The 17,222-nt window shown below is 46.1% G+C and carries 16 protein-coding genes, 2 tRNA genes, 1 rRNA gene and 1 riboswitch; of the genes, 4 read left to right on the top strand and 15 right to left on the bottom strand.

Features of this window, described 5'->3' with window-relative positions; genetic code table 11:
• Nucleotides 1-35: 35 nt before the first annotated feature.
• Nucleotides 36-923, top strand: coding sequence for a carboxylate/amino acid/amine transporter (locus tag D908_RS07280; RefSeq protein ID WP_005525250.1), 888 nt, complete (start codon nt 36-38; stop codon nt 921-923).
• Nucleotides 924-999: 76 nt separating this feature from the next.
• Here the strand turns inward: D908_RS07280 and D908_RS07285 are convergent, their stop codons facing one another.
• From D908_RS07285 to D908_RS07295, 3 genes are all read right to left on the bottom strand, one after another.
• On the bottom strand, nt 1,000-1,389 hold the full coding sequence (locus D908_RS07285; protein WP_001129208.1) for a hypothetical protein: 390 nt from the start codon (nt 1,387-1,389) through the stop codon (nt 1,000-1,002).
• 116 nt (nt 1,390-1,505) lie between these two features.
• Entirely contained in the window at nt 1,506-2,291 is a 786-nt protein-coding gene (locus D908_RS07290; RefSeq protein WP_005525248.1) for a class I SAM-dependent methyltransferase, read from the bottom strand.
• Nucleotides 2,292-2,349: 58 nt separating this feature from the next.
• Nucleotides 2,350-4,527: a sensor domain-containing protein gene (locus tag D908_RS07295; RefSeq protein ID WP_235047366.1), complete on the bottom strand. Its 2,178-nt coding sequence runs from the start codon at nt 4,525-4,527 to the stop codon at nt 2,350-2,352.
• Nucleotides 4,528-4,732: 205 nt separating this feature from the next.
• Here D908_RS07295 and asnC point away from each other — a divergent pair, with 205 nt between their 5' ends.
• Nucleotides 4,733-5,197 (top strand): transcriptional regulator AsnC, encoded by a 465-nt coding sequence (asnC, locus tag D908_RS07300; RefSeq protein WP_001195096.1) that lies wholly within the window; start codon nt 4,733-4,735, stop codon nt 5,195-5,197.
• 89 nt (nt 5,198-5,286) lie between these two features.
• Here asnC and tsrA read toward each other — a convergent pair whose 3' ends face one another.
• Both tsrA and D908_RS07310 read right to left on the bottom strand, forming a co-directional pair.
• Nucleotides 5,287-5,571, bottom strand: coding sequence for an H-NS-like global regulator TsrA (tsrA, locus tag D908_RS07305; protein ID WP_000060368.1), 285 nt, complete (start codon nt 5,569-5,571; stop codon nt 5,287-5,289).
• A gap of 103 nt (nt 5,572-5,674) precedes the next feature.
• Nucleotides 5,675-6,868, bottom strand: a complete 1,194-nt coding sequence (locus D908_RS07310; protein ID WP_032467644.1) for a multidrug effflux MFS transporter — start codon at nt 6,866-6,868, stop codon at nt 5,675-5,677.
• Between the two features lie 116 nt (nt 6,869-6,984).
• Here D908_RS07310 and D908_RS07315 point away from each other — a divergent pair, with 116 nt between their 5' ends.
• The gene (locus D908_RS07315; protein WP_005525237.1) at nt 6,985-7,926 is read left to right on the top strand and encodes a LysR substrate-binding domain-containing protein; all 942 of its coding nucleotides are present in this window, start codon (nt 6,985-6,987) and stop codon (nt 7,924-7,926) included.
• A gap of 134 nt (nt 7,927-8,060) precedes the next feature.
• Nucleotides 8,061-9,854 (top strand): aminopeptidase P family protein, encoded by a 1,794-nt coding sequence (locus D908_RS07320; protein WP_005525236.1) that lies wholly within the window; start codon nt 8,061-8,063, stop codon nt 9,852-9,854.
• A gap of 149 nt (nt 9,855-10,003) precedes the next feature.
• On the opposite strand, the gene thiH is transcribed toward D908_RS07320, so the two are convergent.
• The 10 genes from thiH to rrf all read right to left on the bottom strand — a co-directional run.
• Nucleotides 10,004-11,116: a 2-iminoacetate synthase ThiH gene (gene thiH, locus D908_RS07325; RefSeq protein WP_000009280.1), complete on the bottom strand. Its 1,113-nt coding sequence runs from the start codon at nt 11,114-11,116 to the stop codon at nt 10,004-10,006.
• The gene (locus tag D908_RS07330) at nt 11,113-11,883 is read right to left on the bottom strand and encodes a thiazole synthase (RefSeq protein WP_005525235.1); all 771 of its coding nucleotides are present in this window, start codon (nt 11,881-11,883) and stop codon (nt 11,113-11,115) included. Before D908_RS07330 ends, thiH begins: the two co-directional genes overlap by 4 nt.
• A gap of 4 nt (nt 11,884-11,887) precedes the next feature.
• Complete coding sequence (gene thiS / locus D908_RS07335) at nt 11,888-12,094, bottom strand: sulfur carrier protein ThiS (RefSeq protein ID WP_000117301.1); 207 nt, start codon at nt 12,092-12,094, stop codon at nt 11,888-11,890.
• Nucleotides 12,085-12,852, bottom strand: coding sequence for a HesA/MoeB/ThiF family protein (locus D908_RS07340; RefSeq protein ID WP_005525234.1), 768 nt, complete (start codon nt 12,850-12,852; stop codon nt 12,085-12,087). The genes thiS and D908_RS07340 overlap by 10 nt, the downstream gene beginning before the upstream one ends.
• Nucleotides 12,842-14,098: a thiamine phosphate synthase gene (locus tag D908_RS07345; RefSeq protein WP_032467643.1), complete on the bottom strand. Its 1,257-nt coding sequence runs from the start codon at nt 14,096-14,098 to the stop codon at nt 12,842-12,844. Before D908_RS07345 ends, D908_RS07340 begins: the two co-directional genes overlap by 11 nt.
• A gap of 2 nt (nt 14,099-14,100) precedes the next feature.
• On the bottom strand, nt 14,101-16,041 hold the full coding sequence (gene thiC, locus D908_RS07350; RefSeq protein WP_005525232.1) for a phosphomethylpyrimidine synthase ThiC: 1,941 nt from the start codon (nt 16,039-16,041) through the stop codon (nt 14,101-14,103).
• Nucleotides 16,042-16,139: 98 nt separating this feature from the next.
• A riboswitch (TPP riboswitch) is annotated at nt 16,140-16,238 on the bottom strand.
• Between the two features lie 52 nt (nt 16,239-16,290).
• Nucleotides 16,291-16,671: a fluoride efflux transporter CrcB gene (gene crcB, locus D908_RS07355; protein WP_001131287.1), complete on the bottom strand. Its 381-nt coding sequence runs from the start codon at nt 16,669-16,671 to the stop codon at nt 16,291-16,293.
• A gap of 228 nt (nt 16,672-16,899) precedes the next feature.
• Nucleotides 16,900-16,976 (bottom strand) — tRNA-Trp (locus D908_RS07360).
• Between the two features lie 31 nt (nt 16,977-17,007).
• A tRNA-Asp gene (locus tag D908_RS07365) sits at nt 17,008-17,084 on the bottom strand.
• A 30-nt stretch (nt 17,085-17,114) separates the two neighbouring features.
• Nucleotides 17,115-17,222 (bottom strand): 5S ribosomal RNA (rrf, locus tag D908_RS07370); the annotation flags it as partial.

Here is a 17,222-nt window from a genome sequence, read left to right as displayed (position 1 = left end):
AGACTGCGGATTCCATTCACTCATTCAATAGCGTTATGGTTTATCTCTCTGCAGTCACCCTGTTATGGGCATTTTCATTTAGCCTGATCGGCGTCTATTTAGCCGGTCAGGTCGATTCTTGGTTTGCGGTTTGGATGCGAGTGGCTCTCGCGAGCCTAGTCTTCATTCCATTTCTACGCTTTAAAGGTGTACCACGCGCACTGATTGCCAAATTGATGGCGATTGGCGGTATTCAGCTCGGCTTGATGTACTGTTTTTACTATCAATCTTTCTTGCTGCTCTCAGTACCGGAAGTGCTGCTGTTCACCGTTTTCACCCCGATTTATGTCACTTTGATTTACGATTTTCTCAAAGGTCGTTTTTCACCTTGGTATTTGGTCACTGCAATTATTGCAGTATTGGGTGCGGTAGTGATTAAGTTTGCAGGTGTTAATGAGAATTTCCTCACTGGATTTTTCGTCGTTCAAGGTGCCAACCTCTGCTTTGCGATTGGCCAAGTCGGATACAAATACCTGATGGAGCGCGAACAGACTTCCCTGCCGCAACATACGGTGTTTGGTTATTTCTATCTTGGTGCTTTCGTGGTGGCGAGTGTCGCTTTCTTACTGCTTGGTAACCCCGCTAAATTGCCGACCACTCAACTCCAGTGGGGTATTTTGCTCTATTTAGGACTGATTGCTTCTGGCCTTGGCTACTTTGCGTGGAACAAAGGAGCTTGCTTGGTAAATGCAGGCGCTTTAGCTGTGATGAATAATGCTTTAGTACCTGCTGGCTTGGTGGTGAACATTCTGATTTGGAACCGCGATGTGGACTTGGTTCGCCTATCCTTTGGTGGCGCGATTATCTTGGCCTCACTGTGGATCAATGAGACTTGGGTAAAACGCCGTGTTGAGCGTGATTATCAACGCCAAAACTTAGCCTAAGCAAACTCTCATCGCCTAAAACACAAAAGCCCATCGAATGATGGGCTTTTGCTTAATCCTTATCGGCTTTTCAAGCTTAATGCATACTAACTTGAGCAGCGATTTCATGAACCAGTGCGGGATTGGTCTGAGCGACTTTACCTTCCAGCTGTTGCTGTTTTTTCATCAGTTTACGCTGCTTCTTCAGCACTTTTTCCAGTTTCTTATGAAACTTCTGCTGTTTCTTCAAACTGCCTTTCGGCAATAAACTCGCCACGCCGGTATTGGTTTCTATTTCCGATAACGCGGAGATATTGGCAGCAGGAGACTTCGCACTCAAAGCTTGCGGCTTGCACAGGCTTTTTTTATCGGCGGCCACACGAGCACAGGCTCGGCACAGAAACTGCGGCTCAGCCACTAAGCGTTCAATTTCGCCAAGGGAGGTCGCAATCTCATTGCGACTGAGTTTGCATAGACGTTTAGCCACTGACTACTCCAGCTAAAATACGAATTATTCTCAGGCGCATATTACGTGGTTAATCGCAAAAAACAAGTTCGATTAGCTTAGCCTTTCTTGACGAATAATGGTCGCGTTGAGGCTGGTTACTCAACATCCATTGCGGCAAGCACGTAAACATCAAAGCGATTTTTCTTGGTTTCAATCGCCATGCTGGGTTTGTGATTTTGTAGCCACGGTGCGTAGTCTGGCCGTTTCACGACGACTCGCTTTTGCGCCAGTTGCAGCGCAGGTTCAAGTAGAGCATCTGCGTCATTGTCAGCCCCTACCAGAGATTGAAAAACCCGCATCTCTTTTTTGACGAGAGCGCTTTTCTTTTTGTTCTCAGGATGAGGATACATAGGGTCAAGATAGATCACATCTGGGGAAATAAAATTCGGATCGGCGGCAAGTTGCAGTAAAGCATCATGGCTTGAAGCGTGCAGTAAACTGATGCGCTCACTCACCCAAGCTCCAATTTCGTTGTCTTGTTTGGCGCGTTGTAAGCCATCTTCCAGTAAGGCTGCCACCACTGGATGCCGCTCAACCATTTGCACTCGACAACCTAAGGAAGCCAACACAAACGCATCACGTCCTAAACCGGCTGTCGCATCCAGCACCACAGGAGTAACACCTTTATTAAGGCCCGCCGCTTTCGCAATTGCCTGCCCTTTGCCACCACCAAATTTGCGGCGATGGGCTACAGCACCTTCCACCCAATCAACGTAAATTGCCCCGAGCTTGGGTTCATCTAATTTGCGCAGTTCAAGGCGTTCCTCGGTTAATACCAAAGCGAACACACTGCCATCACTGGCTTGCAGTTGCCAGCGCGCAGCAATCTGCTCCAACTCTTGCGCACGGTGTGGCGCTTCGCAAATCAGTTGTATGAACAAGGGAACTCCGAAACCTAGACAAAACGGCGCTCAGTGTAGCGGATTTTGTCGGCAAACCCTACGCTTTCTCTTTAAGCTGCTCAGCAACCAAATCAGCAATGGGTTGCGGTCGACTGAACAAGTATCCCTGCGCATAGTCCACGCCGATCAACTGCAATGCCTGCAAAATCTGCTCGTTTTCGACAAACTCCGCAACAGTGGTTTTGCCCATCTGTTTGGTCAGCTCATGAATCGAACGCACCATTAAACGATCCATCTCGTTTTGGTCCATGTCACACACAAAAATGCCATCAATTTTCACGATATCTACTGGCAGTTTTTGTAAATATCCAAACGAAGAGAGACCTGAGCCAAAATCGTCCAGTGCTAACACACATCCCAATCCCTTCAATTGCGACAAGACTGCAATGGCTTGATTGAGATTACGCATTGCGGCAGTTTCCGTGATTTCAAAACAGACTTTGCTGCATGAGATCTGGCTATTGCCCAAGCGATCAAGCAGGAAGGCGACAAAATCAGGGTTGCCTATCGAGTTACCGGAAAGGTTAATGGAAACTCGCCCCAGTTTATCAACCACTTCTGGGCGCACTTCTAACCAGCTTAGGGTTTGTTCCACAATTTGCCGATCAAGCCGATGTGCTAGGTTATAACGCTCAGAAGCTGGCACGAAAATACCCGGCGAAACATACTCTCCCGCCGCGTTCTTAATCCGCATCAACACTTCAAAATGCAACTGTAGATCGGGTTGGTTGAGTGGCACGATACGTTGTGCAAACAGTTCAATTCGCTCATTGGCCAAGGCATCATGCACTAGGTTTACACACTCCATCTCCAATTGGCGGCGGCGCAAATCCGCATCATCCTGTCGATACAGGTTAAAGCGGTTTCGTCCTTCTTCTTTCGCCGCATGGCAGGCGGTATCTGCTTGTGCATGCACCATTTGTGGTGACGTTGCGGTATGGTCAATCATGCGAATGCCAATCGAACAAGTCAGATTAAAACGGATGTGCTCCCACACAAACGGAACTTCACTGAGTGCATGAATGATGTTTTGTGCCACCAACTCAGCATCACGCTCAGTACAATCGCGCAATAAAACTGAAAATTCATCACCGCCCATGCGTGCCAATGTCGCTTTAAAGGGCAACACTTCTTCCAACATACTGGCACAGAATTGGATAGCGCCATCACCAGCATCATGGCCTGCGGTATCGTTAAGCACTTTGAGCTGGTCAAGATCCAGATAGAGCATGGCGTGGGTTCTTAGTTGGCTTTCGGTTTCTTTCAGCGCTTTCGCCAACTCCAACTCAAACTGGTTACGGTTTAGGGTATGAGTCAACAAGTCATAACGTGCTTGGTAAGCGAGTTGATCAGCCAGTTGACGGGTTTCTGAAATATCTTCACCAACAATCAGCAACGTCCCCGTTTCAACCAAAGGGCGAATATTTTCACGCACCCAAACCACTTCACCTGAATGATGGCGATAACACACCTCTCTCCGCCAAACCGAAGAAGCGTTGCGACTTGGCAACAACAGCATCTGCCTTGGTGTTAAAGCTTCATCATCTTGATAAAAATCGCGGATGTGGTGACCAAGCATAGCGTCTGCTGGATAGCCCAAAAGCTGCTCTGCAAACTGGTTGATTTGTTGAATGTGGTTACGCTCATCAAGCGTTAACATCATAACCGGCTGTTGATCGTAGTAATGACGAAGCCCAGCTTCACGTTGGAACAATTTATCCTCTGTGATTTTGCGCCAAGTAATGTCCTGAGCTTCCAGTAAGATTTGCGACTCTTCACGTGTTGGCATCGGCTTGAACTGACACTCCAGCACAATCGCACCATAATCTGGGTGCCAGATTTCAGCATTAAAGAGCCGTGTTTGCGGTAAAGATTCAGCAAAGTAATTCTGAATGTGCTCCACCGCTGAATCTTCCCATCCCTTATGCTGCCAAATCGGCCTGAGCAAGCTCTCCCCATGTCGGTACAGCAAATGTTGTAATTTGCCGTTACAAGAAATGAGCCTTCCTTCCAAATCAAAAATGCCGATGTAATGCGTGCTCTGATCAAAAATGGATTCGAGTAATTTTTGGTTATTGCGTAAACGTTGTGTGTAGTGATGTTGGCGCACCACTGTCATGCACAAGCCAAGGATCGTCGTGATTAAGACGATCCACAACACAGTGCTCCCCACTTGCTCACTGTTCCATTGAAATTGCCCTGCCGTCTTATGCATCAATTCTGCTGCGCTAATAGGCAATGTTTGCTCTTGAGCGATGACTTCAAACGTGCAAAAACCCAGCCCTAATATCAAGGGTTTTCCGTATTTGATACAAAACGTTCGCAGCGAGCTCAAGACTGACTCCAAGGTTAAAGAATGGCATTAATGGTGATAAAATCAGCGCACTTTATTTCAAGTCGGCAGCCTATCAGGAAGGATCATGCAAACCACCCACACCAAACTTGATGACCTGGATCGTGCCATCCTGAAAATTCTGATGGATGATGCTCGTACGCCTTACGCAGAAATGGCCAAGCAGTTTAATGTTAGTCCAGCTACGATTCACGTGCGAATTGAGAAGATGAAAGCGGCCGATATTATTCAAGGCACTGAAGTTGTGGTGAATACCAAGAAACTCGGCTACGACGTTTGCTGCTTTATCGGGATTAACTTGAATGCCGCGCGCGACTATCATTCTGCGCTGGCGAAACTGAATGCGCTTGATGAGGTAGTTGAGGCTTACTACACCACTGGGGCTTATAACATTTTCGTGAAATTGATGTGTCGTTCAATTGAAGAATTACAGCACGTACTGATCGATAAACTGCAAGCCATTGATGAAGTGCAATCCACAGAAACACTGATTTCTTTACAGAATCCAATCAACCGTAACGTAAACCCTTAGCGACTTTTATTCTTCGCTCTCTGACACATCGGCCTCGTTATTCATCAATAACAAGGCTGAAAAGATGCCATAGGCGTGATAGCTAAGAATTAGCGCTTCTGTAGATAGTTCAGCAGTTCTTCCGCAGAAATACCTTGTTTAGCCATTTCTTTGGCCATGGTTTCTACTTGCTCACCTTTGCGCGATTCAATCACTTGCTGAAATTGATAAACCAGATCACGCAGCACAGTGAGTGGCACTTGCTTTGCCGCACTGCGAATGCGTTCGCTGCTTTGATTACCTAATTCATTAAGCAACTTGCCGAACATCACCTTTTCTGGAGATTCATCAAGTTGTTCCAGAATGCGAGCCATTTCATAGGTGGTTAGAGACATGGTGTATTGAATTCCAAACGGTTAAACGGTATCGAAGTGGCAGACAATATACACAGGATACACGCTGAGTAAAATAGCCTCAGCGTGAATTTCTCTTGTTCAATCAACACTCATAGGCTCTAGTATGCCAACGGGAGCCTATGGGTGAGATCAGGATAAGAATAGCGGGTGCAGCTAACCACATGGTCAAACCGATCATCAATTGCGGTTCAGGCATAAAACGTTGCAATGTTCCAACCAGCAAACCTGCACCACTCATTTGGAATAAACCAAGCAATGCTGCTGCCGTACCTGCTTTATCACCAAAGGGAGCCAAGGCTTTTCCTGCTGCTGCCCCTAGGATCCAAGCAAAACCGATTGATGATAGAAAGATGGGAAACATGAATGCGAGCGGTGCTTGCACCATCTGCATCGCAACCATCATCACGCCAGCAATCAATAACGTCATGATACCGATGATCAGCGTAATTCGAGTGCCGAGCTTGTCCATCATCTTAGGAGCAGCCATACACGCGATAATATTCACCAGTGCATTTAACCCAAACCATAACGTGAACTCATTCATGCTCAAGTTTAGGCGTTCCATTAAGATCACAGGCGCTGAGGTTACATAGGCTAAGATGACGGCCATAGCTAATAGGCACAACGTCGCGTGGAACAGAAAAGTAGGCTCTTTCAGAACGGCTGCGTAACGAGAAAGCTTAAAAACAGCCGGACGTGCGCCTCCAGCATTCGGATTGCTCTCTTGCAAACGCAACGCGATTATCGAACCAACCGACAAAGCAAAAATTGCCATAAAGCTGAAATTAGCACGCCAACCAAATTGCTGCGTCAACCAGCTACCAAGAATCGGTGCCAGTGCCGGAATAAAGCAGATTGCTCCGTTGAGATAGCTAATCATCTTGCCGCTTTTCTGCGGACCGAATAAATCGCGAACTGTTGCAAAAGCTGCTACGGAGGTTGCACACGCTCCTAAGCCTTGTAGTAGCCGAGCCATCAACATCCATTCGATACTTTGAGCACTCCACGCCAATAAAGCACTCAATGCATAGATGGTGATGCCTCCTAATGCAACAGTTCGACGACCGTACTTGTCAGCCAATGGGCCAGCAAACAGTTGGCCTACGCCCATAGCAAACAAAAACCAGGTAATTGTGTCTTGCGCTAACGCGTGTTCCACGTGAAACGCTTGCGATATTTGTGGCAATGCCGGTAAGTAGATATCAATCGCCAATGGGCTAAATAAAACCAAAAACGTCAGTAATACCATTTGCTGTTTACTGACCTGATTAGGCATTGCTTGTTTCACTTCACACTCCGACTCAATTTTAAAGTTCGATACATGATACGTGCTGCAAGATATGCTAAACAGTGGCATATCGTCATTGCTGTTATTCTTATTTGGAAAAACTCATGCAAATTGAAAAATTGGCACGCATCGATCTCAACTTGCTGGTGTGTTTGAAAGTGCTCATCGAAGAGTTAAGTGTGACACGTGCAGCTGCACGTTTATGTCTAAGTCAATCAGCAGTCAGTAAGTCACTGGCAAAACTACGTGAACAGTTTGATGACCCATTATTTGTACGTACTTCCCACGGGTTAAACGCCACTCCCAAAGCATTGTTCTTGAAACCTAAGCTCGATGTGCTAATCAATCAGCTTGAGCTACTCACGCAGCCAGCGCATTTCTCTCCGCAGACCAGCGAGTATCGTTTCCAAATCGCTGCAGTTGAAAGTGCTTACCCACTCATCATGCCATTCTTTTTGCCAACAATTTTTCATCACGGCCCAAATCTGAGTATCAGTACCCACTCGTGGAATGATCAAACCTTTCGTAAATTACAAGTCGGTGAACTCGATTTTGGACTAACAGGTAAAGATATAGATATTAATGACGCCAAGCTGACTATGCTGCCGCCTTCGGACATTTGTGAACAAGAGTTGTTTCGAGATCAACAGCATTGCGTGATACGTCGTGATCATCCCCTGTTAAAGCAAGAATGGAATCTCACCACATATTTGAATCAGCGCCATGTACAAGTGCGTTGTGACGGTAATGATCGCTGGTTATTGGACTATCGTTTAGCGGATATTGGCTGTCAGCGAGACATCGCGATCACAGTTCCGGATTTCAATAGTGCAGCGAGCCTATGCACATACACTGATTTTGTGTTTACCGCGCCGAGCCATTTTACTCAATTGGTAGCCAAACAGCTGGGATTGGTTGAGCTTCCTTTACCTTTCGAACTTCCGCCAATGGCTTATACCCTTTTTTGGCATAGAGACCGAGAAAGTGACCCAGCATTACGTTGGTTACGTGAATTGATACAAACCAATACACTTCATTTACGCTGAAAGCATAGTTGGATATTTGCGCAGTGTAAGTAAAAGGAGTAGCTTATTCGCTCTCGTCCACTTGCGGAATTCTCTCAACATGGACAATACCGCAAGCCATAACAAAGGACTGTTTAGAAAAAGGATAACCTCAGATGTCAAACTCTCATTCTCAGCGCCTAGCGAAATTTCGCCGTTGGTTACAGACTCAACAACTCGACGCTTTCATCATTCCTCACGAAGATGAGTACCTCGGTGAATACGTTCCGGAACACAACGAACGCCTGCATTGGTTAACGGGTTTTACTGGTTCAGCGGGTGCCGCCATCGTCGCTACCAATCACGCGGCGATTTTTGTTGATGGCCGTTATACCGTTCAGGTTCGCAAACAAGTGTCTGCTGAACTGTTTGAATATCGCCATTTAATTGAAGAGCCTTACTTGTCTTGGCTAGTGCAAACGCTGCCTCAAGGTTCTAAAGTTGGCTACGATCCACGCATGCATCGTGGTAGCTGGCTCACTCAAGCGCAAAAACACTTGGCTGGCCGAGTGTTACTGACTCCGGTAACTGGTAATCCCATCGATTTACTATGGACTGATCGCCCAGCACCAGTGGTTTCTGAAATGCGCTTAATGCCATTTTCTAGCGTAGGCCAAACGAGTCTGGAAAAACGTCAGTTGATCGCCAATACCCTGCGTGAAAAAATTGCAGATTGCGTTGTTCTCACTGAACTTGACTCGATCGCGTGGCTACTCAATATCCGTGGTTTAGATGTCTCACGCCTACCCGTTTTGCTTTCTCACGCTATCGTTCACAGCGACAGTAGTGTTGATTTCTTCCTCGACCCAACTCGCTTGGCTGATGGGTTTAATGCTCATGTCGAGGGTACGGTTCGTGTTCACCATCCAGAGCAACTTGAAGCACAACTACGCCAACTGGCTGGCCGTCGTGTGATGCTTGATTCAGCAACCAGCAATGCATGGTTCACGCTCACTTTGCAAAATGCTGGAGCTGAGTTAGTGAATGAAGCTGATCCGTGCTTATTGCCTAAAGCAGCCAAAAACAGTGTTGAAGTAGCTGGCATACGTGCTTGTCATGTTCGTGATGGTGCGGCAATGGTGCAATTTCTAGCTTGGTTAGATGATGAAGTGGCTAACGATCGCCTGCACAATGAAGCATACTTAGCCGATCAGCTTGAAGCTTTCCGACGCCAAGATCCCACTCTCGCGGACTTAAGCTTCGATACGATCTCAGCCGCGGGTACAAATGCCGCCATGTGTCATTACAATCATCAGAATCAAGTTCAGCCAGGGCAACTTTCAATGAATAGCCTGTACTTGGTCGATTCAGGTGGCCAGTACACAGATGGCACTACCGATATCACTCGTACTATTGCGGTTGGTGAAGTGAGCAATGAGATGAAGCAGCAGTTTACTTTGGTACTCAAAGGACACATCGCTCTTGCTCGCGCGCGTTTCCCGAAAGGGACAACAGGCTCGCAACTGGATGTTCTCGCCAGACAGCACTTGTGGGCACATGGTTTTGACTATGACCACGGTACAGGCCATGGTGTGGGACATTTCTTGAGTGTCCATGAAGGCCCACAACGCATTTCAAAAGTTCCCAACAGTGTGGCTTTGCGCCCTGGCATGGTGCTTTCCAATGAACCTGGCTATTACCGAGCAGATGCTTTCGGTATTCGTATCGAGAACTTAGAGTTAGTGACTGAGTTCGACACACAGGGTGATTTCTCTGTGCTGGGTTTTGAATCATTGACTCGTTGCCCTATCGATAAGCGTGCTATCGAGGTGAATTTACTCACCAAACCAGAACTAAACTGGCTCAACCAATACCACCAAAAAGTATGGGATGAAGTAAGTCCGCTCATCAAAGACGAAGCGACTCGTCAATGGCTTGCTCAAGCAACTTCACCACTGAGCCATCCATAACTCAATGCCAACGGGTTTGATGTGTTTAGCAAGAACCTACAGATAAAAGAAAACCGCCGATTGGCGGTTTTCTTTTATCTATAACTTTTAAGTAAGTAGCATTTGCTTTTAACAAACTAATTAAAACCAAGTTGGTTTCACGTGAAACATTAGCCCGAATAAGCTCGATGCCAATCTTGCCAAACCACTTGTAAGCCTTGCTGCATTAACGCCGCACTCACTTCTGCGGCAGAACGCTCATCACTGACAGCAAACTGCTCCAACTCCACCTTAGGGTCTGAGTATCCACCCGGCTGAGTTTTAGAAGCCGCCGACATCGACGTCACCCCAAGTTTTGCGACTTGATCACGGAATACGGGAGATTCTCGAGTGGAAAGAGAAAGCTCTACTTCACCGTTCAACAGGCGGTAAGCACAGATTAACTGAACCAACTGTCGATCTGTCATCACCGATTTGGGTTGCAACGCTCCCTCACAAGGTCGTAACCGAGGAAATGAAATCGAGTAGCGCGTTTTCCAGTAATGACGCTCTAAATAGTCCAGATGAGCGGCAACAAAAAAGCAATCCGTCCGCCAATCTTCTAAACCGATTAGCGCACCAATACCAATTTTGTCGATCCCCGCTTTTGCTAATCGATCGGGAGTTTCGAGCCGATACTGGAAATCGGTTTTATTGCCACGTAGATGATGCTGAGCATAGGTTGATGGATGATAGGTTTCCTGATAAACCATCACGGCATCCAACCCAAGCCCGATTAGCTGTTCATACTCTTCTTGCTGCAATGGTTGAACTTCCATTGCAACGTAGTTGAAAGCCTTCTTGATGATAGGCAGTACTTGGCGAAAATATTCGATTCCAACTTTAGTTTCGTGCTCTCCAGTAACCAGTAAGACGTTATCAAAACCCATCATTTTAATCGCAGCGATTTCACGCTCCACATCTTCCAAATTCAACGTCTTTCTCTTGATACGGTTATCCATCGAAAAACCACAATAGGTACACGAATTAGAGCAAAGATTAGAAAGATAGAGAGGTATATACATCGACATGGTATTACCAAATCGCTGTCGAGTCGCTTGATAAGCAGCTTGAGCCATGGCCTCCAGATAAGGCTCAGCGGCAGGAGAAATCAGGGCTTTAAAATCCTCTAACGACCTCTTCCGAGAAGATAAAGCCAGTTCAACATCTCGCGAAGTTTTTGCGTAGATAGAGAGGCGACAATCATCCCAGTCCAATTGTTGAAAATGCTGCATGAAACTCATGATACGAAATCCAAAAATCCAGTTAACGGACTCGAAGCAGCTGCCGCTTTCACTCTGGATGGCATACCTGACTCATACGCGATTCTCCCCGCCTCGACGGCAAGCTTAAATGCCTGAGCCATGGCGATAGGATCCCTCGCAGCCGCTATAGCAGTGTTAACCAATACAGCATCCGCCCCCAATTCCATCGCCAATGCCGCATCCGATGGTGAGCCAATTCCTGCGTCAACGATAACGGGGATATTCGCTTGATCTATGATGATTTCGAGGAATGTTTTCGATGCTAGGCCTTGATTGCTGCCGATTGGAGAACCTAGTGGCATTACCGCCGCACAGCCAACCTCTTCCAATCTTTTACATAACACAGGGTCTGCATGACAGTAAGGTAAAACCGTAAACCCTAACTTCACTAACTGTTCAGCCGCAGCCAATGTTTCAATAGGGTCAGGCATTAAGTATTTCGGATCCGGGTGGATTTCCAACTTCAGCCAATTTGTTCCTAATGCTTCTCGTGCCAATTGCGCCGCATAAACTGCATCTGCCGCATTTTTTGCACCCGATGTATTCGGCAACAAATTCATCTTCATATCCAATAGCGGAGCAAGAATGTCGTCATCTCGCTGAACCAAATCAATTCGCTTTAGCGCCATAGTGACCAGCTCTGAACCAGAAGCAGCCAGTGCTTTAGCCATTACATGTCGATTGGAGAACTTCCCGGTGCCGGTAAATAATCTCGAATTGAATGTCTTATCTGCAATGTTAAGCATCTGACTAGCCTCCTGCTATCGCTTGGAATAAGGAAATTTGATCACCCGTACTCAGCATGGTTTGTTCCCACTCACTCTTGGGAACAACATGCCCATTAATACTAAACACACAACCTTGTGTAGGCAGATTTAACTGACTGTGTAGCTGTCGCAAAGAACTAGATGCAATGAGCTCAATGGCTTGCTGATTAAGATAAATAGTTACTGACATGTCACTTCCTCCATTGATACCACACTGCACACAGGGCAAGCCTTATCTTGATGGAGTTGAAGCTTCTGCCAACTCAACTGCTTGCCACCAAAACGCATGAATTGGCCTGCTGGGAAGCGTGTTTTATCGAGCAAGAAATGCAGTGCAAGAAGAGCCTGCCCGTTGCCAATCATCCCAACTACAGGCCCAATAACACCTTGGTCACGGCAACTTTGTCTATCAGCAATATCGGGAACAACACAGTGATAACAAGGCGAATCATGCGAATAGTCAAAGGCCATCAGATGCCCTTCCCAACCAATTGCGGCTCCACTCACCAATGGAACTTGAGCAGAGAAACACACTCGGTTGATCATATGGCGAGTTGGTAAGTTATCGCTGCAATCAATGACCAGATCTACATTTCCAATCTCCAGACCTAGAATCGTCTCATCTAGGCGTCGAGCGATCGTCCGTACACGAACGTCAGAATTCAAAGATCTCAAGTGGTGTGCCAGTGCTTCTGCTTTATTGCTTCCTAGTTGCTCCTCGCGATAACAGATCTGGCGATGCAGGTTGTGTACTTCCAATTCATCACCATCGGCAATTATCACTTGCCCAACGCCAGCACCAACTAGGTAAGAGGCAACAACATTACCAAGCCCACCACAACCAACGATCAGAACACGTGCGTTGATTAACTTTTGTTGGCCGTTTTCTTGCACTTCGACAAGACTAATCTGACGCTGATAGCGGATAAACTGTTGATCACTCAACATTGCTCGCCTCCCATTCCATATTGTAAGACTTAGCTTGTTTTCTAAGCTCACTTTCCTTCAGCCCACCAAAAGCAAACATCAGTTGATGGACAGCAAGAGCTGGATTGGCGGATTGGGTAATAGCTCGCACGACCGCAGCCGATGTCACTCCACAGCGAAGGACTTCCTCAATATTTGAATGGTCAATACCACCAATAGCCACTGTAGGCATTCCTTTCTGCCCATGATATGAAAGCTGATTCGCTAATCCTTGGTAAGCAGCTAAGCGCACTAGCCCTTGTGGTTTGGAAGGCATTTGCTTGGTTGTGGTAGGAAAAATATGGCCAAGAGCAATATAGCTAGGCTGTAAACATGCCACGTTGAGTAGTTCGTAATATCCATGCGTCGAAAGACCAAGTCTTAAACCTGCTTGTGCTAGTTCAGTTAAATTAGCAGTGGTGAGATCTTCTTGCCCGAGGTGTACACCATAGGCCTTATGCTTGATGGCAAGCTGCCAGTAATCATTGATAAAAACTTGCGCGTTGTATTCCCGACCTAGATCTATTGCTCGCACAATTTGCTCTTCCAAATCGACTTGCATCGGATCTTTTATGCGCAGTTGAACGGTTTTAACACCTAATTTAAGTAGCAATTCAATCCAACTCACATCATCGACAACCGGATAAAGAGTAAATTGAGATTTATCTATGGCTGGAAATCCTTTGGTTGACTGTAATTCTGAGCCTGAATGGACGGAAGGAAAAGACTCCAGATTTATCGGCCACGTTTCACGTGAAACATCCTGTTTCTGAGACACTGCTGCACGCGCAACGCACAATGCATCTTCAATAGGAAAACCTAATGTCAACATAGCCAAAACCCAGGCAACATGCTGATCTAATTGACAATTAGATATAAGTGATGGGTAAGTAATACACTGACAAAAGTTTTCCTCTACTTGCCATTCGTCTACTCCAAGGTCACTGTGAGAATGAAGGCCAATTTTTACTTTACAGCGAGCCTCAATATCTCGATGCTCTGACAAGTATTGCAAGTAATAATCCAACAGCTCCGAAGTGCCCTCACAAGGGCACAAGTCACAACCAATTCGTAAAGTGGATTCAGCTTCTAAAACAAAACAATCGCTAGTAGCAACATCTAGACTGATATTTTGAATATCGAATCCTTGTTCTTTGGCTTGCAGCAAGACATATTGCACGCGTCCAATTAATTCAACGGAGCTACGGGGAAAGACAAGCCGAGTCACCATCACTCCTCAACCACATCTTTCACTAGTGGATGATAGAGCTGTGCGCCTGAGGCTAAGAATTCTCGTGACTTCTCTTGCATCCCTTTTTGCGCTAGTTGATCGGGTGCCGTCACTTCAATTACAGAAATGTCAGATACCTGCTGGTTATTCGCATAGTCCCTCACCTCTTGTGAAATTTTCATAGAGCAGAATTTGGGGCCGCACATAGAGCAGAAGTGAGCTACTTTGCCAGATTCTTGAGGTAAGGTTTCATCATGAAAGGCACGAGCAGTGACTGGGTCTAAGGCTAAATTAAATTGGTCTTCCCAACGGAACTCAAAACGTGCTTTTGACAATGCATTATCGCGAATTTGCGCACCCGGATGTCCTTTAGCCAAATCAGCAGCATGAGCCGCTAGCTTGTAAGTAATCAGCCCGGTTTTAACATCTTCTTTATTTGGTAACCCAAGGTGCTCTTTAGGCGTTACATAGCAGAGCATGGCACAACCAAACCAACCAATCATTGCTGCGCCGATACCAGAAGTAATGTGATCATAGCCCGGTGCAATATCCGTGGTTAGAGGGCCAAGTGTATAGAATGGAGCTTCATGACAATGCTTTAACTGCTCATCCATATTCGCCTTAATCAAATGCATAGGTACATGCCCAGGGCCTTCAATCATGACTTGAACATCGTATTCCCATGCGATTTTGGTTAATTCACCCAACGTACGCAATTCAGAAAACTGTGCTTCATCGTTAGCATCAGCTATTGAGCCGGGACGAAGTCCATCACCTAAAGAAAGAGCAACATCATATTGCGCACATATCTCACAGATTTCACGAAAATGGGTATAAAGGAAGTTCTCCTGATGATGAGAGAGGCACCATTTAGCAATGATAGAGCCTCCACGAGAGACAATCCCCGTAACGCGTTTGGCTGTCATAGGCACATAACGCAGCAACAATCCAGCATGAATCGTAAAGTAATCTACACCTTGCTCAGCTTGTTCAAGCAAAGTGTCACGCATCACTTCCCAATTAAGGTTCTCTGCAATTCCGTTCACTTTCTCAAGCGCTTGATACATAGGTACGGTACCAATCGGCACAGGGCTATTGCGTAGAATCCACTCACGTGTCTCATGAATATTTCGCCCTGTGGAAAGGTCCATGACCGTATCAGCCCCCCAGCGAGTTGCCCACACTAGCTTTTCTACTTCTTCTTCAATAGAAGAACTAACCGAAGAATTACCAATATTGGCATTAACCTTCACCAAAAAGTTGCGGCCAATAATCATAGGCTCGGATTCTGGGTGATTAATATTGCACGGTATGATTGCTCGACCCTCTGCGACTTCACGGCGTACAAACTCTGGGGTAATGAGATCCGGAAGGTGTGCACCAAAGTTTTGCCCAGTATGCTGCTGGGTCAAATTCGGGTCTTGATAAGACAGACGACGAGAGTTTTCTCTAATCGCCACGAATTCCATTTCAGGAGTGATGATGCCTTGTCGAGCATAATGTAACTGAGTAACACGACGCTGATTTTGGGCCTGCCTGATGCGTGGCAAATGGCCATAACGTAGTTCATCAAGCGTTTCATCTGCCAAGCGTTCACGTGTAAAATGAGAGCTCATACTAGGCAGAATCTGTGTATCCTGACGCGCTTCAATCCATGATTCTCTCAGCTTAGGGAGCCCTTTATAGAGATCGATATCATGCTCAGGATCAGTATAAACACCCGAGGTATCGTAAACACAGATCGGCTCATTGGGCTCAAAAATCGGCGCATCTTTACTTCCACCGACTAAAGTATCACTGAGAGTGATTTCACGCACAGGCACACGAATATCAGCGCGAGAGCCTACAAGATACGTCTTTTGAGAGTTTGGATATGGTTCAACTGAAAGAGTATCAATAAAACGTTTGGCTTCCAGTCTTGCTTGTTTGCGATTCGACATAGCATTTCCTTTTAATTATGAGGGAGAAATGCTTGACGGAAAGATGCTATGAGAGGTGAGTAGACAGGTAGGATCCCTAAAAATAAATAGGACACCTAAGAGAGTCTTCTCTTGTTCCCTTCGCAGGTATTAACCTGATCAGGTTCAACGGATCCCGAATAAACGGTCTCAGCCCAATGGCACTCCGACAAGTGGAAGCATTATAGATAAAGCTTATTAGTTAACCAAGTAAAATGACTGTGTCATCAATCAACTTTTTATTAACCAATGAAAACCAAGCCAAGCAGCAGAAATACTCAAAATGACATTGAGCAGTACATTCGCTCCCATCTTAAGAAAAGCCCCTTGCTGCATTAGTAACACATTATCCATAGAGAAAGTCGAAAATGTGGTTAAAGCGCCAAGGAAACCGAAGCCAATGATTTGCTTCCATGGATAAGGTCCTAACCATTCATTTTCAATACAAGCAATCAATACGCCCATGACAAATGAACCAACCACGTTGACGGTTAACGTCCCAATCGGAAAACCTCGACCAAAGAGAGTGATACAGACTTCAGACACCAGAAAACGAGCACATGCACCAATTGCACCACCCAACGCAATAAAACCCAACATAGACAATGGCATCGTTATCCCCTTTTGTTCGCAAGTTGCTATTTTATACATTTGTAGGAATAACATGCGAAATTTCAGCAAAATAGTGAGAGACAAAGAAAAATATATGAAGAAAGAGATAGGAAAGGAAGTTAGATGGAAAAAGTTACAGGAGTCACTTGGCTATAAAAATAACCAGTTAGAGCTGCGGAAAGTAGTAGATAAAGAAAAACCTCAGCATTTCTGCTGAGGTTATATATATGGCAGGGGTGGAGAGATTCGAACTCCCAACACGCGGATTTGGAATCCGCTGCTCTGCCAATTGGAGCTACACCCCTGTTGTTCTTGTGAGCCTAAGCTCTAAATAAGTGGCGGAGCGGACGGGACTCGAACCCGCGACCCCCGGCGTGACAGGCCGGTATTCTAACCAACTGAACTACCGCTCCGCATTGGTTAGCGCTTGGTGCTAAATTAAAGCCTGGCGATGTTCTACTCTCACATGGGGGAGACCCCACACTACCATCGACGCTGTTTCGTTTCACTTCTGAGTTCGGGATGGAGTCAGGTGGGTCCAAAACGCTATG

Origin of the sequence: Vibrio mimicus CAIM 602 (assembly GCF_000338875.1) — a bacterium.
Taxonomy (GTDB): domain Bacteria; phylum Pseudomonadota; class Gammaproteobacteria; order Enterobacterales; family Vibrionaceae; genus Vibrio; species Vibrio mimicus.
The sequence above is the reverse complement of the archived record's forward strand: the minus strand, read 5'-3'. Positions and strand labels throughout refer to the sequence as shown.

Coding starts and splice junctions, on each gene's coding strand:
- D908_RS07340 (WP_005525234.1), bottom strand. CDS start 12,852: ATGTTGAGTGATCAACAGTTTATCCGCTATCAGCGTCAGATTAGTCTT.
- tsrA (WP_000060368.1), bottom strand. CDS start 5,571: ATGTCTCTAACCACCTATGAAATGGCTCGCATTCTGGAACAACTTGAT.
- D908_RS07295 (WP_235047366.1), bottom strand. CDS start 4,527: ATGCATAAGACGGCAGGGCAATTTCAATGGAACAGTGAGCAAGTGGGG.
- asnC (WP_001195096.1), top strand. CDS start 4,733: ATGCAAACCACCCACACCAAACTTGATGACCTGGATCGTGCCATCCTG.
- D908_RS07315 (WP_005525237.1), top strand. CDS start 6,985: ATGCAAATTGAAAAATTGGCACGCATCGATCTCAACTTGCTGGTGTGT.
- D908_RS07280 (WP_005525250.1), top strand. CDS start 36: ATGGTTTATCTCTCTGCAGTCACCCTGTTATGGGCATTTTCATTTAGC.
- D908_RS07320 (WP_005525236.1), top strand. CDS start 8,061: ATGTCAAACTCTCATTCTCAGCGCCTAGCGAAATTTCGCCGTTGGTTA.
- crcB (WP_001131287.1), bottom strand. CDS start 16,671: ATGCCATTGTCTATGTTGGGTTTTATTGCGTTGGGTGGTGCAATTGGT.
- thiH (WP_000009280.1), bottom strand. CDS start 11,116: ATGAGTTTCATGCAGCATTTTCAACAATTGGACTGGGATGATTGTCGC.
- thiS (WP_000117301.1), bottom strand. CDS start 12,094: ATGTCAGTAACTATTTATCTTAATCAGCAAGCCATTGAGCTCATTGCA.
- D908_RS07330 (WP_005525235.1), bottom strand. CDS start 11,883: ATGCTTAACATTGCAGATAAGACATTCAATTCGAGATTATTTACCGGC.
- D908_RS07310 (WP_032467644.1), bottom strand. CDS start 6,868: ATGCCTAATCAGGTCAGTAAACAGCAAATGGTATTACTGACGTTTTTG.
- thiC (WP_005525232.1), bottom strand. CDS start 16,041: ATGTCGAATCGCAAACAAGCAAGACTGGAAGCCAAACGTTTTATTGAT.